The 14551-nt window shown below is 45.8% G+C and carries 11 protein-coding genes and 1 pseudogene; 3 read left to right on the forward strand and 9 right to left on the reverse strand.

The window, feature by feature from the left end; all coding sequences use genetic code 11:
* Positions 1-209: 209 nt before the first annotated feature.
* Positions 210-3002, reverse strand: a complete 2793-nt coding sequence (locus K8S19_05755; GenBank protein ID MCD4813180.1) for a hypothetical protein — start codon at positions 3000-3002, stop codon at positions 210-212.
* A 337-nt stretch (positions 3003-3339) separates the two neighbouring features.
* On the opposite strand from K8S19_05755, the gene K8S19_05760 reads away from it, so the two are divergent.
* On the forward strand, positions 3340-5952 hold the full coding sequence (locus K8S19_05760) for a T9SS type A sorting domain-containing protein (GenBank protein MCD4813181.1): 2613 nt from the start codon (positions 3340-3342) through the stop codon (positions 5950-5952).
* A 250-nt stretch (positions 5953-6202) separates the two neighbouring features.
* Here K8S19_05760 and K8S19_05765 read toward each other — a convergent pair whose 3' ends face one another.
* On the reverse strand, positions 6203-7120 hold the full coding sequence (locus K8S19_05765) for a Fic family protein (GenBank protein ID MCD4813182.1): 918 nt from the start codon (positions 7118-7120) through the stop codon (positions 6203-6205).
* A gap of 240 nt (positions 7121-7360) precedes the next feature.
* Between K8S19_05765 and K8S19_05770 the strand changes: the two are divergent.
* Both K8S19_05770 and K8S19_05775 read left to right on the forward strand, forming a co-directional pair.
* Positions 7361-7654: pseudogene (locus K8S19_05770) on the forward strand (type II toxin-antitoxin system RelE/ParE family toxin).
* Between the two features lie 10 nt (positions 7655-7664).
* A complete protein-coding gene (locus K8S19_05775; protein ID MCD4813183.1) occupies positions 7665-7940 on the forward strand; it encodes a HigA family addiction module antidote protein in 276 nt (91 codons plus the stop codon).
* A gap of 37 nt (positions 7941-7977) precedes the next feature.
* Here the strand turns inward: K8S19_05775 and K8S19_05780 are convergent, their stop codons facing one another.
* The 7 genes from K8S19_05780 to atpG form a co-directional block, all read right to left on the reverse strand.
* Positions 7978-9174, reverse strand: coding sequence for an ATP-binding protein (locus K8S19_05780; GenBank protein ID MCD4813184.1), 1197 nt, complete (start codon positions 9172-9174; stop codon positions 7978-7980).
* A 350-nt stretch (positions 9175-9524) separates the two neighbouring features.
* Positions 9525-9851: a nucleotidyltransferase domain-containing protein gene (locus K8S19_05785; GenBank protein MCD4813185.1), complete on the reverse strand. Its 327-nt coding sequence runs from the start codon at positions 9849-9851 to the stop codon at positions 9525-9527.
* Positions 9830-10213: a HEPN domain-containing protein gene (locus tag K8S19_05790; protein MCD4813186.1), complete on the reverse strand. Its 384-nt coding sequence runs from the start codon at positions 10211-10213 to the stop codon at positions 9830-9832. The genes K8S19_05785 and K8S19_05790 overlap by 22 nt, the downstream gene beginning before the upstream one ends.
* Positions 10214-10428: 215 nt before the next feature.
* Entirely contained in the window at positions 10429-11397 is a 969-nt protein-coding gene (locus K8S19_05795; GenBank protein ID MCD4813187.1) for a PorV/PorQ family protein, read from the reverse strand.
* Between the two features lie 84 nt (positions 11398-11481).
* Positions 11482-11904 (reverse strand): F0F1 ATP synthase subunit epsilon, encoded by a 423-nt coding sequence (locus K8S19_05800; protein MCD4813188.1) that lies wholly within the window; start codon positions 11902-11904, stop codon positions 11482-11484.
* A 41-nt stretch (positions 11905-11945) separates the two neighbouring features.
* Entirely contained in the window at positions 11946-13358 is a 1413-nt protein-coding gene (atpD, locus tag K8S19_05805) for a F0F1 ATP synthase subunit beta (protein MCD4813189.1), read from the reverse strand.
* 58 nt (positions 13359-13416) lie between these two features.
* The gene (gene atpG / locus K8S19_05810) at positions 13417-14286 is read right to left on the reverse strand and encodes an ATP synthase F1 subunit gamma (GenBank protein MCD4813190.1); all 870 of its coding nucleotides are present in this window, start codon (positions 14284-14286) and stop codon (positions 13417-13419) included.
* Positions 14287-14551 lie beyond the last annotated feature (265 nt).

Below are 14551 nucleotides of genomic sequence, written 5' to 3' on the forward strand. Positions count from 1 at the left end.
GAAGCATATCCTGCATGACCTCTTTTTTCATCCTGCGAAAGCGAAATGACCCTATATAAATACGGATGCTGCTTGGCGACACACAACTTAATAACTTTTTATGCCGCCTCGCATGCTGAAAAAAGAGATCAGGCAGGATTTATAACAGTAGTCCTAAAGTACCCTGTTTCAAAAATACCCGGCACAACTGTTGTCAATGGTGAGGGACATTAAAATCCCAAATTAATTTCCAGTGTGCCGTGAAAGGATTCATCTTCAGCCACATAGGTCATACGCTGACTGATCCGGGCAGGTAAATACCAGAACAATTCCGTATCCAGATGCACATTCAACCCGGCTGACACAACCGCTTTTTCTTCCCAGCGCGTCTGGGTGAGCTTGCCATCCCAGCCCGCGCCTTGCTCCACGAAAAGCTCGGCCCACAAATCATGAAAAAACATCGGAAAGAGACCCGGCCCTTTATCCAGGTAAACAATCGGAAACCGGTAGTTCATCGACCATGTCAGGTTGGTCCCCAAATTAAACTGACCGCCATAATAGCCTTGCGGCGCAACCTCCATAAATGTTTTGGGAAAAAATCCCGCTTTGGTTGCAGCCCGGACGCCAAGGCCGATGGCATGATGCGCAATGGGACTGGGAATATAAAAATCAGCTTCTGCAAAACCGTACCTGCCGTCATAGGCTTTTTGCGGCATGGCGCTTTTAATCATAGCGGTCAAAGAAAAACCCGCCGTAGGAAAAAGGTCCCATGCGCTTTTGCGCGTAGATTGAAAAGTCAGCGTACCGTTCATACCGGTATAGTCGTCCCCGGGATACGCGGCTGCATCTTCCGCGAATATATACATGGCATCATATCCGACCTGCGTTTGAATCCAGGTCGAGGTGATATCGGTTTGTGCCAGTAAAAAAGTCATGACAGCCGAGAGCAGCACCCCTTGCTGCACAGACCAATACACCGTCGTGTCTTCTCTGTCATGCGGTAATCCGTAACGCAGTCCGGGCCGATGAAAACCATTGATTGCCACGACCGCAGGCCACCCTGAATAAGTATATGAAAAATTGCCATAAATCCGGTTGTTGTCCGGCTGATAAAGTATTTGACCGATCCATTGCTGGTTTTCCAAAACATCCTGTTTGCCGGATATAATGCCCCAGATCAAACCCGCCTCATCCGCACTTACCATGGGCAGCCAGAGACTGGGCAGCAAATGGGGTAATGCTGAATAGGGTTTTCCTTTGGCAGGTGCTACATCAAAAACCGGATCATGCGCAGGACGCTTCTGCGGTTCAGCCAGTGCAACTTCCTGCCATGCTGCCGGATGAAAAGGCGCCAGCATGATCCGCTGCGTATTGCCGGGCCGGTATTCGGCAAACGCAATCAATTTCATATCCCAGGAAACCGCCGGATCAAATGCACCCAGATAAGCATCCGTGACTTTGAAAAGTTTTTTATCTTCCAGATGATACGCATAGATCTGATGCGTCCCGCTGCGATCGGAAACAAACAGTACATATTGATTATCCGGTGACCAGACCGGGTCCCAGTCTGCTGCTTTGTCCCATCCACAGATGGATTGCCCGATATTTGTCTGTGGATCAATTAGGCAAATATCCTGCACACCATTGATGCGTATACTGACCGCCAGACGGTTGCCTTGCGGCGACCAGCTCGGCGAGGCGTAATGCGCACCGCGCGGACCGCGTATTTTCTGTACAACCCCTGAGGTTTTATCCAAAATCGCAAGCTGATTAAGCTCGTCACCCTTGACGATACAGGCAATGGTGCCGTCGGGTGCCACCGCCGGTGACCAGCAGCGTTGATTTTTCGTCAAACGTGTTTCCCGGCCCTGCGCATCGACTTCGTACAGGTCCGCCAGATAGGCATCCTGGTAAATCATGTCCGGATGCATTCGCGCCATCAAGACATGATCTTTTTGTACATCATATGCATAGCGGCCTTTACGTAAATTGGCAGACAGTCGCTGCTTGATCACCCTGTTGGTTCGCGGATCAATCTCAACAACTGCATCCGCCTGTTTGAGACTGTCCTGATAAACCAGCAGCGTGGCGCGTCGTGTCCAGCGCGGCTGCTCGTAAAAACCTGATTCCGTTCCCATGACTTCAAGTGCATCCGGCATGGGCAAGCGGTGCTTGCCATAGTGCGCAGCATAGTCCTTGCGTTTTTCAGCTTGGACTTGCTTCCAAATATTTCCCGGCCCGTATCCGGTTTGCCTGTGCCACACATAACCCAGACCAAAAAAAGGCCATGCACTTTGCTGCGATGCCAGCACATCCATGAGATTATCTTTTTGGTATAGGGATTGCAGCTTGGTAATCATATCAAATCCCGGAATATAGACCCGGTCCGGAGGTAAAGAAAATTTCGGATAGACCCCGACCTGCCCCAGTGACCAGGGATGTTCGGACAAAAGATTGGCTGCCAGCTTCATATGCTGATAATTATTTTCACCACGCCCGCCGCGTGCCAGCGTAGTCTCGGCATAGACTGCCACACCCTCCACCCACCAGCGCGGGGCTATATAGTTCATCCCAGCGACCTCGCCGAATAGTGTCGTGAGCATCGCTGAAAAACCATCATGACGCATACCCTGACAGAGATGAGCATACTCATGAATAAAAAGCGATTCCAGCCAACTGGGATCATCCGGACCGAATGTTTTGTCATCCGGCGTAGTCAAATAAAATTCCATCTTGCGAAAAATCGATTGAGCATAACCATTGGCAAAATCCATACGATTGTTCAAAACAATCGGTGTCTTGCCCGGCGGCGCATAGCCGAATAGTTTTTTAACTTTAGGATAATAGTTCTCGGAAATGACTGCAACCCGCCCGGCAGCGGCGGCATTTTCCTGCGGATATATAATAATGAAATGCTCAGTCTCGGTTGTCTGCCAGTCCTGACCCGGACTGCGCCGGGCTTGGACCGGCAATGTGATAAGCAAAACACAGAAAAGGCTGAATAAAATACGGATTGTTTTCATGGAAAAAATATAGCATGAAAGGGTGAAGAAACAAAGGAATTGGAGAAATTTGAACAGTTAATCAGTTATTCGGACTACGTCCTGACCATAAATCTCTAAACGCTCACTCTGTCAAGCTAATCGCTCATAATAGTGAGCGATTAGTAAAAAGAAACGCTTATTTACAAAGGATATTTACTGTGAGTCTATATGAATATGTTTAAATTATACAGGTTTTCCAGTGCCTGGCACCTGACTCCCGAGTACAACTTACAAGATGCACTCCACCCGCTAATTTTGAAATGACTAATTTCTATGATATACTTTATCACTATTCGCATTAAACAAGGGGGTTCAAGTGAAAACATCTGTGTTTTTCCCCAAACTGATTTTATCCCTTTTCTGGCTGGCTTTTTTACTAATGACAAGTGATGTTGCTGCTGAAACCAAACAAGTTTCTTATATATCAAACATCATTAATTTTGAAACACCCACCTTAGATACTGCAAATTCATTTGATATGCAAACACTACAACCCATCACTTATCAGTTTAGCTCACCCCAAATCACAATTTCACCAAAAAGCGGTAATACGGAAATAAGCATAGCAGGTTTGGAAACCGCCGGTGAATTTAGCCAGCCCAGACTTCCCTTTAAAACAGCCAAAATACTGTTGCCGCCGCACATTGATTCTTTGGAAAAACTTAAAGTTGAAATAAGCGGTAATTTGGCACAGATGATTCCAATAGGCCCGCAAATTGAACCCGGTGCCAAAGCAGCCCCCCTGAGCGCAAAACAAAAAGACAGTCCTGTTTATGCTGCGTCCATTTATTCTTCAAGCGCGTCCTATCCCTCCACTATTTTCACATCAGCCAATTCATCTATTCAAAAAGCTTGTGGAATGAATATTCTTTTTCTGAAAATTGTTCCGGTTGTTTATTATCCCCAATCCCATGCGATAAGCTATTATACAACTATTACTGTGACTGTATCCGTAGAAAAACCTGCTCCGGCCACAAGCGCATCCCAAGGGAAAATATATTTCAGAAATAATAAAGATGATAATGAACGCATCAAAAAGCTAGTTGATAATCCGGCAGCGATTGATCAGTATCCGGACACGCCTTCGCAAGTGACCGCGGCAGCTCTTGCAGGACAGGAATATCATTTTGTGATTATTACCAACAATCAATTAAAACCCACTTTTCAGCAGCTAGCGGATCAAAGGAACGGTCAGAATCTAAAAACAACGATCTATACGGTAGAGGAAATTGCTCAAAATTATATTGATGACGGCCCGGCATTTTATGATGCTTGGGAAAGTTCCGCCGAAAAGACCCTGAGTGTTAAAATAAGAAATTTTATTAAGGATGCGTACAATACCTGGGGAACAAAATATATATTATTAGGCGGTGATACTCAAATTATCCCCGCCTTCCGCGTAATGGGTTCTGTCCCGCCGGGGTTGGGAGCCACCTGGATTCCAACTGATATGTATTACGGAGGACTGGATGGAGACTGGCTCTATACGTATCCCTACCAGGCCATTGATCCGATTATGGAAGTCTATGTGGGTCGCGCCCCGGTGAATACCATTGCCGAAACAACCAATTTTATCGACAAAATTTTTTCCTATAATAATACTTCCGGAGACATGCTCATGGCCGGCGAGTGGCTTAACCCGGGCTTTGCCGATGCAACCTTAAACAATATTGCCGCCAAAGTAACCGCAAATAATTCCAGCTATAGTACCGCCAGGCTTTATGATTGTGTCATTGGAAGTGCTTATTATTTATGGAATGTCAATGCATTGCTTAATGGTCTAAATACGATGAATTATGGTTGGGTGGATGGTATCAATTCAAACAAATATCATTTACTCTTTCATTTTGGACACTCCAATCCTTCTTATAACCTTAAAATGACACCGGATGACATTAGTTTGCTTACTAACAGCCAGCCACATTTTTTATATTCATTGGGCTGTTTCGGTGCTTCTTTTGATGGATGGAGCCGGTATGGCGGAACGACTTCTGACGGTGATTGTATGGGCGAAAAATTTGTTTACGGGTCAAAAGGAGCTGTAGCTTATATTGGCAATTCCCGAGACGGACTTGGCAGCGGGCTCACTGCAGGCTACTCCTATGCTTTTGCAGATGCGGTAAAAGAAGAAGTTCCTTTGGGCGTGATTTTTCATGATTCCAGATCCGGTGTGTTGAGTGCACACATGGGCGAATATGATTGGGGTTGGGCGGGATTGATCCTGAATTTATTAGGCGATCCTACGTTGGTTTTCGGTGCAGCGCAAACCATTGATCCAACATACATTCCAACCCCCCTGCCAACCTCCACCTTTACCAGCATACCTACAAATACCGCAACCCCGGTACCAACTGCAACCAGTACAGCCTCCCCGACGAGCACGGCAACACCAACAACGGTTAACACGGCAACGCCAACAACGGTCAACACGGCAACGCCAACAACGGTCAACACGGCAACGCCAACAACTACGTTTACTCAAATTCCAACGATAGCGTTAACTTCCACTCCTACTGTAACCGCCACAAATAGCGCCACACCATTGATTACCCGTACGGAGACCCCGATACCCATAATATCACCCACGGCAACAGCGACAGTAACACAAACGCATGGCAGCACATTTACATTTACACCTACTGCTACAGCCAAAAGAGCAAGAATTAAAAAGAATGAAATCATGCCTTATCCCAATCCAGCGAAAAACCGCATGGCTTTTATGCTTGATCTGGAAAACAATGCGGATGTCAAAATTGTAATATTTGATATGGCGGGAAACAAAATTTCTGAAATAGCCGAATATAAAGCCCAGGGTAAAAACGTGGTGATTAACTGGAATTGCGCCCACGTTGCACCCGGCATTTATCTCGTAAAAACAGTGGTAAACGGAAAAGTATTGAAAACCAAAAAAATCGCGTTAATCAAATAAATGGACCGGGAAACAAGGAAAAATTCCATGCGTGTTCTTGACTATAAACTCTGGGGATGGTTACTTATTTTTTTGTTGGCAATACCCGGCATAGGGACTACCCAAAAATGGGGAGGCAATGGGGGACGGAGTCTCTCAGTACAATATCCTTTCGGCTGTGGGACCGTTTCCTACCATGTCCCGATTCACGTCGCCAAGTATCGTATAGGTATCGTCTAGTCTATTGTATACTCCTTTCACCGGAAATTGCCTATCCGATCAATGCGTACCCCGCTAATATGCCGTCGCATATGAAGTCTTCCAACCGACTGTAATCCTCTTTCAATTGCGGCTGATTCAAATACATAATGTAATAGTGCCGGTCCGCCTGTGCAATGACGGCAGGCGCGATATTTTTCTGCAACAGCATGGCCCACAACAACAAACGCCCCACCCGTCCGTTGCCATCGGAGAAAGGATGGATCTGTTCAAAGCGGCTGTGGATGCGTACCGTGAAACCAATGCTATCCTTATCCCCTGCGCGGATTGTTTTCAATAATTCCGGCATCAATACATTAAGTTTCAAATAATTCGCTGTCGGCACATGGGAACCAACAATCCGCACCGCATGCCTGCGATATAGCCCGGCATCGTCCTTGATACCATTCATCAATTTTGCATGGAGTTTGAGCACAAAATTTTCCGTGATCGGCTTCCCAGCGAAAATATGCTGTATCATCAAAGAGAATGCTGCCTGATGGTTTTTGACTTCCATGTGTTCAATCAGGGATTTATCCGCCAGTGCGGCGTTTTGAAATAGAATCGCAGCGGTTTCAGGCTCCGTCAACGTACTCCCCTCAATGCGGTTGGTATTATAGGTGAGCGATAAAAGAAATTGGTCGTACAGATCTTTGCGGGTATTGAACAGCGTCACCAGTTTCGGATACTGCTTGCAGGTGTGCAGTATCGCGCGCTTTTTCCCCTCCAGCTGCGTTTCCGGGATAACATTTTTCCCCGTAAACTGCTGGTATAGTGCTTGTATGCGCTGTTGAGCAGCTTGACGCGGCTCAGACTTGCCGTTGATCCAGCTATTCAGCGTCGGGAATGAGACCTCCAACTCAGCGGCGAGTTTCTCCTGCGTCTTGCCCGACACCTTTGCAATCAGGGATAATTGTTCCTTTATAGTCATAATCCAAATGTAACAAACTTTATAAAGTTTGTCAATATTCCCGTTTATTTATAAAGTTTAGATTGTATCGGTATCGTCGAGTCTGTTGTATCATTTCCCGCGCTTGGTACTTGGTTTCCTAACTTGAGGTCACAGACTGTGACTTCAAGTTAGGAAACTTCGTGGTGAGGAATACTCTGAAATGTAACTATTTTCTATTTATCACTTGCACACTATCCGTTAAACCGATATACTCAATGTATGCTTTTACATATTCGAGACAAAACAACCGAAGATATTTTCAATGGTCTCAATACCAAAGCTGCGCGGAAAACTCCTCACTCGGTTTGAAATATCGCACAAAGAAAGCTCGATATGATTCATTCAGCGGCTGAGCTACTGGATTTAAGATATCCACCCGGAAACCGACTTGAAGCGCTAAAAGGTAAATTATCGGGATTTCACAGCATCAGAATAAATGATCAATATCGTATCATTTTTAAATTTACAAGTGGCAATGCTTCCGAAGTCGGCATTGCAGACTATCACAAATGAGGTGACAAACATGCTTCCTACACATAGACAACCAACACATCCGGGAAAAATTCTTTTAGAAGAATTTCTCAAACCCATGGAGATTTCTCAGGTCGCATTTGCTAAAAGCATTGGCGTGCCCATACAGAGGGTCAATACATTAATCAATGGCAAGCGTGGCATCAGTGCCGAGACTGCGGTACTTCTGGCAGCGCAACTTAAAACAACCGCCGAATTCTGGATGAACCTCCAGACAGCCTATGATCTGTATTCCGCTATGAAAAAATTGAATAAACTGGCGGCGTGATGATGAGCTCATCCCCAAAAGCAGACGATCTAAAACCCTATCCATCTTCTCGCAGCTCCCATTTAATCACAAAATTTTCTATAGGAATAAATTCCACTTTACAGGATTGATAGTAAATCTGATCGGATAAATTATTATTCACAACAAAAGCTTTTTCTGTTTCCGGATAGCGATCTAAAAACCGCTTCAATCCTTTTGGTAACTCCGGCAGGTGACAATTACTTTTCACTTCAATCGGATAGGGTTTGCGGTTTTTCAGTAAAATAAAATCCACCTCATCCCCGGTTTTGGTCCTCCAAAACTTTATTTCCATATTGGGAGAAAGTATACTCTGCAATTTTAAAAAAACCAGACTTTCCATCAAAACACCCTTATCCGCCCTTCCCCTCATGCTTGAAAAATCTTTTAAAATAGCATTTCTAATTCCCAGATCATATAAATAGGTTTTACAGGACTTTTTCAACTCATTTCCAAGATTGCGAGAAAAACTATATATCCTGAAATTAACATATGTCCCTTCCAGAATATCCAAATACCGGTTTATTGCTTTCGAACTCATATTCACCTGATTGGCAAGGGAATGAACGGAAATCACCGAACCTTGATTTTCCGCCAATAAATATAACAAATGATTGAAAACCCGGATATTCTCTTCCTTAACCAAAGATTTAACATCTTTGAGAATATAACTGCTTAACAGCTCAACCAACAACTGCTGTTTCCGCTCCTCCGTCTCTATATGCGTCAACCCTGGCAACCCGCCATAAACCAAATAATCATCCAATACCGTTCGAGACCGGCTGGCGTGAATTTCTGAAAATTGTAGCGGGAAAATATGAAAAAGCAATCGTCGCCCGGCAAGGCTTTCACGAAGATGTTTATGAATTTCAAGCGATGAAGACCCTGAACAAAATATTTTTACATGTTGGTCAGAGTCATAAATGGCTTTGAATAGTTTGGATGCATTTTCCAGATAGTGAAATTCATCGATAAATAGTATGGAGCCCGAACGCGTTAATTTTTCAATAATGAGTTGATCGGATGTGTTAAATTCTGCCAGCACTTGCGGTTGCTCAAGATCATAGAAATGCGTTTGAGAGCCATGACTTTTGGCATATTTTTGAAGTTGCTTGAGAAGGGTTGTTTTGCCTACCTGTCTCGGACCTAAAAGAATATTAATTTCCGGTCGCTTGATTTCTTCCAGTAATTTATTGAAAATTAAGCGTTTTATCATGATATGACTATTTTTACCCAAAGGGTCAATAAAGTCAATTAATAAATTCCACTTATATTATCTGGCACCAATACCCCATCATCGCTCTCCCAACTGATTACCGATACTATTTAGGATAGCTTGCGATTTGTAAGCAGCATGTGATCTGGGACGAGTTTTGAGGGACGGTGTTTGGTAGTAAGGTTGATTCATCTGGTTCAAATCCCCTTATTTCACGACCGCGATTTTGACGGTTTCTTTCACATCTCCGGTGACGGCATACCGCGCCCTTAAAAAAAGGACTGCCCTCCCAATGTATACCGGATGTTCGGAAACAAATTATTCTGTTAGCCGGGCCATACACGGGCTCATCACGTTGATAAAGGATATCCGTGCTGCTTTACATAATTCGCAAAGCTTGCTTTTTCAAGATGGCTTGAATCCTTATTTGAAAAAAAATGCAATTCCAGATCATCACCGGCTTTTTTCTGAATAATTGCACTTATTTTAGACATTTTAAATAAATCCCATTTTTCAAACTCTTCTATAAATATCCCAAGATCAATATCACTATATTGATCTTCTTTTCCCTCCGCATAAGAACCAAAAATATAGGCTTCACCAATTTCTGTATAATCGCGTAATAATTTTACAGCCTGAATGGCCCTGGCTTTAATCAAAGCATCAATTTCAGCCATTGGAAAACCTCCTTCGATTTCACAAGTACCTTTTCTGTTTGTGTTCTATCCAGCAACTCACCCGCAATTTCGAGAGTATCCGGATAACGCGAATGAATATAATAATTTGATAGCTCTCTAAAAAAATCAGCACTGTCTTCTTCTAAAGTTATTTCTGCAAATTCAGCCAATCTAATCAATTGATGACTTCTTGGTGGCATTTCGTTTTTCTTTACCACTATCACTGCTTTTAATATCTTCTCAATTGCTTGTTGGCAGCAAAAAAGAACATAAAGATAACGGGATGATTCCAACATTGAGTTGGCTGTTTCCAAATCATAATTTGCTTGTTCTTGCCATTTTTTCGCAATATTCCCGGACATCTTCACCCTCTATTTATTAACAATTTTATCAAATCTACTACTCCATCAAACTTTACAGTATACAATTATGTTAGTAAAGTACAATTCACAGTTGGGGGTCTGCACGCATTGACTCATATTAATTTTGAGGAACAGTGTTCAGTCGGAAAGGCGAACATTTTAGAATAAAAAAGCCCTGCACCAATAAGGTGCAGGGCTTTTAAAAAAGAGATTATTTAGAATCCAACGCCAATCGCGATCTGATGGGTCATGCCCAGATCACCGTAGGAAAGCAGCGCATAGTCAATGCCCAGGCTGATATTGGCACCCACCGGAAGTTTAACACCGGCACCTGCTGTCAAACCGGTGATGCCGCCCAGATCGCCGGTATCTTTGATCTTGTAGCCGGCACGAACAGCCACGAGGTTGTTGTAGCAATACTCCGTCCCAATATTACCGGAGGTATAATTGACATCACCAAAAGGAAGATTGACATCCACTAAAATATTCCAGGTATCATTTTCAGAAATTTTCAAAGGCGTTTCATAGGCCAAGCCTGCTTTGGCATTCATAGGCAAAGATGCATCACCAATGCTGGTACCGAGATTCTGAATGGACAATCCGGCCTGGAAACCCTTGGCACCCAATTCGGAGAGTTTAAAGATCGCACCCACATCGACTGCGACTGCTGAATAAGATTCTTCATCAATATTTTGACTGTAAAATTTAATCGCACCGCCAATTGCCAGAGCGGGCATAACCCACTGCCCATATCCGGCGGTAAAAGCAAATACCATGGGGGTAAACTCACCGGTAATCTCCGGGAGACCGTTGACTTCCTCAACTTTATCCATGGTGCCGTAATTGAGCATCATCAGATTGACACCCACACCTGCGCCTTCAAAAATATTCTGTGCATAGGCTAGGTATTCAAGTGCGGTGTCTTCTATATAGATGTTATGCATAAATCCTGCTTGGTGTCCCTGAATCTGCGCCAAACCGGCGGCATTCCAGGCTGTGGCATTGAGATCGTCGGCTTTGGCTACGAATGCCTCACCCATGGCAACCGGTCGAGGACCTAATCCGATTTTTAATTCCGAACCACCCACTTTGCCGATATCATAATTTGTTTGATCAGCATTTGCTAATACTGCCAAAAAACCGGCCAAAAAAACCACTCCTACCCACGCTACTGTTTTCTGCATTGTGCTTCCCCCTTTATCCATGCTGAATTCACTTTATACCTTGTTATCATATTTTCCTGAGCCTATCAAGCAAATTAAATGCCCTCAAGAGCCTTTCCTGCGCCGCACCACATTGGCGACGCTAAGTCGCGCCAGCGCTTTTTTCAAGGAAACTTCCACACCCTCCATTTCAGCGCCATGCAGCCCTTTTTTCATCTGCGCGAGGGCACGTTCTTTCTCCTTGCGCGCCGCTTCAATATCAATATCCTCAGCCAATTCGGCGGTGTCGGCCAGAATCATTGTTTTGTTCGCCGACACCTCTGCATAGCCCCCGCCAATCGCATAAATAATTTCCTCCGCACCGCGCTGCACCTTGAGCATTCCGGGTTTGAGTGCCGCCACCAACGGCAAGTGGCCGGGCAGCACACCAAAACTCCCCTCCAGACCCGGACAAACAAGCGCATCCACTTCCTCGGCAGCTACATGGCGTTCCGGTGTTACCAATTCCAACAATATTTTCTTTTCCATTGTCACCCTCTGTTATCGTGCCGGCGCGAATCCATGGTCCATCAGGCCAATTGTTTGGCTTTGGAAATCACTTCTTCAATTGTACCGACATTGACAAATGCCTGCTCGGGCAGTGTATCATGCTTGCCATCCACAATCTCTTTGAATCCCGCGATGGTGTCCTTCAAGGCTACATACCGTCCCGGGGTCTGAGTAAAATCCTCCGCTACAAAAAACGGCTGGGATAAAAAACGCTGAACTTTACGTGCCCGGCCTACCAGAATTTTATCCTCTTCGGAAAGCTCATCCATCCCCAGGATGGCAATAATATCCTGGAGCTCTTTGTAACGCTGGATCACCTGCTGCACAGAGCGGGCCACCTGATAGTGTTCTTCACCCACAACATCCGGCGTGAGTATCCGCGAGGTTGAATCCAGCGGGTCTACTGCCGGATAAATACCTTGTTCAACAATCGCACGAGATAAAACCGTGGTTGCATCCAAATGTGAAAAAGCGGTTGCCGGTGCCGGATCGGTCAAATCATCGGCCGGTACATAAATCGCCTGGATCGAGGTCACTGAACCGCGTTTGGTCGAGGTAATCCGTTCCTGCAATTCCCCCATCTCAGTGGCCAAAGTCGGCTGGTACCCGACTGCTGAAGGCATCCGGCCGAGCAGGGCCGAGACTTCGGAGCCTGCCTGAGTAAAACGGAAAATATTATCAATAAACAGGAGCACGTCCTGCCCTTCTTCATCACGAAAATATTCAGCCTGAGTCAATGCGGACAAGGCCACACGCATACGCGCTCCCGGCGGTTCATTCATCTGACCAAAGACCATGGCTGTTTTTTCCAAAACCCCGGAGCCTTTCATTTCCAGCCAGAGATCATTGCCTTCACGCGTACGCTCTCCCACACCGCCGAACACTGAAAAACCGCCATGTTCGGTCGCAATGTTACGGATCAATTCCATAATCAAAACCGTCTTGCCCACACCGGCGCCGCCGAACAAACCAACTTTACCGCCCCGGGGATAGGGTGCCAGCAAATCAATAACCTTGATGCCGGTCTCCAATTGCTTGGTGGCGGTATCTTGTTCCTCAAAGCTTGGTTTGGGACGGTGAATGGGATAGGTCTTTTCACTATTGATTTTCCCCATCTCGTCAACCGGTTCCCCTAAAACATTCATCATCCGTCCCAGGGTCGTACGGCCGACCGGCACATGAATCGGGCTTCCCAAATCCAACACTTTCATGCCGCGTGTCATGCCGTCGGTCGAAGACATGGCAACACAGCGAACCGTGTTGTCGCCCTGATGTGCCTGCACTTCCAGGACCACCGCGATTTCACTTTCCAAATCACCCACCTTATACGTCCCGACCACCCGCAACGACTGATATAACGGCGGTAATTTTCCTGATGGAAATTCAACATCCACAACCGCTCCAATGACCTGCGATACTTTTCCTTCACTCATAAAGCAAACCCCCTCGTCTCATGCCGTCGGCATGCAACTCCATAATACATTTCCAACATTATGCATTAATCGCTTCCGCACTTCCCACCAATTCTGAAATTTCATTAGTGATCATGGCCTGACGCGCCCGGTTCATCTGCAAGGTCAGATCATCAATCATCTCACTGGCACTTTGGGTCGCACTATCCATGGCCTGCATACGCGCCGCCAACTCAGCGGCTTTTGATTCGAGCATCGCACGCCACAATGATATTTTCACATACCGGGGAAGCATATACTTAAAGATCTCCGCTTCCCCGGGTTCAAACATATATTCACGCAACCGTTGTCCCTCGTTTTCCGCAGGTTCCGGTTTGGGCAACGGCAGAATAATTTTTTCCGTGACTTCCTGGGTCATCATGGATTTGAATCCATTGAAAACAAATGTCAGACTCGACCAACGCCCCGCGCTGTAAAGGTCTATCAATTCCTGCCCCATGGCATCGGCATGGTGCCAGCTCAATTCCTGCCAAAACCCCGCCCACTCCTTGAAGGGTTTAATCCCTGAACGTCTAAAAAAATCCACGGATTTCCTTCCCAGCGCCAACACTTCCGCATCCCCGGGTTTTTCCAATACTGCCAGTTTACGTCCCACTGCCTGTAATGTCTGCACATTGAACCCGGCACACAATCCCTTGTCTGCGGTCATAACAACCAATCCGGCAGGTGCTTTTGGATTTCCCTGCAATAGCGGATGATTGTCATCGCCGGAACGACCGGCACTGTTGACCACCATCTCTTTAATCTTGGTGCTGTAAGGACGCGCTTCCATCAACTGGGTCTGCGCTTTGCGCAAACGTGCCGAGGCGACCATCTTCATCGCGCGGGTGATCTGCTGAATATTTTTAACACTCTTGATCCGGTCACGGACCTGTCGGACATTGGCCACGGAACAACACTCCTTTGTTGTGCGACTGCTTTGGCCGTGGACTGTTGCCCGTTGCCAAAGCACAAAAAACCACTAATTTATGCCAGTGGCTTTTATCGTGCTGGTGCGAACACGATGGACAGCCTGCCCGGCGAATGCCGGGTAAGTCCATCAATGAAGCAAGTAAAAATATCGCCGATTGAAGGTGGAGCACCGAATTGATATTTCAGCGACTCGGCGCGACATCCTGCCATGCTTTAAGGCAGGGCGAACATCTCTCGACAAA

It is taken from the genome of bacterium, assembly GCA_021108215.1.
In the GTDB taxonomy this organism is placed as follows: Bacteria; Oederibacteriota; JAAXVQ01; order JAAXVQ01; family JAUVAV01; genus JAIORK01.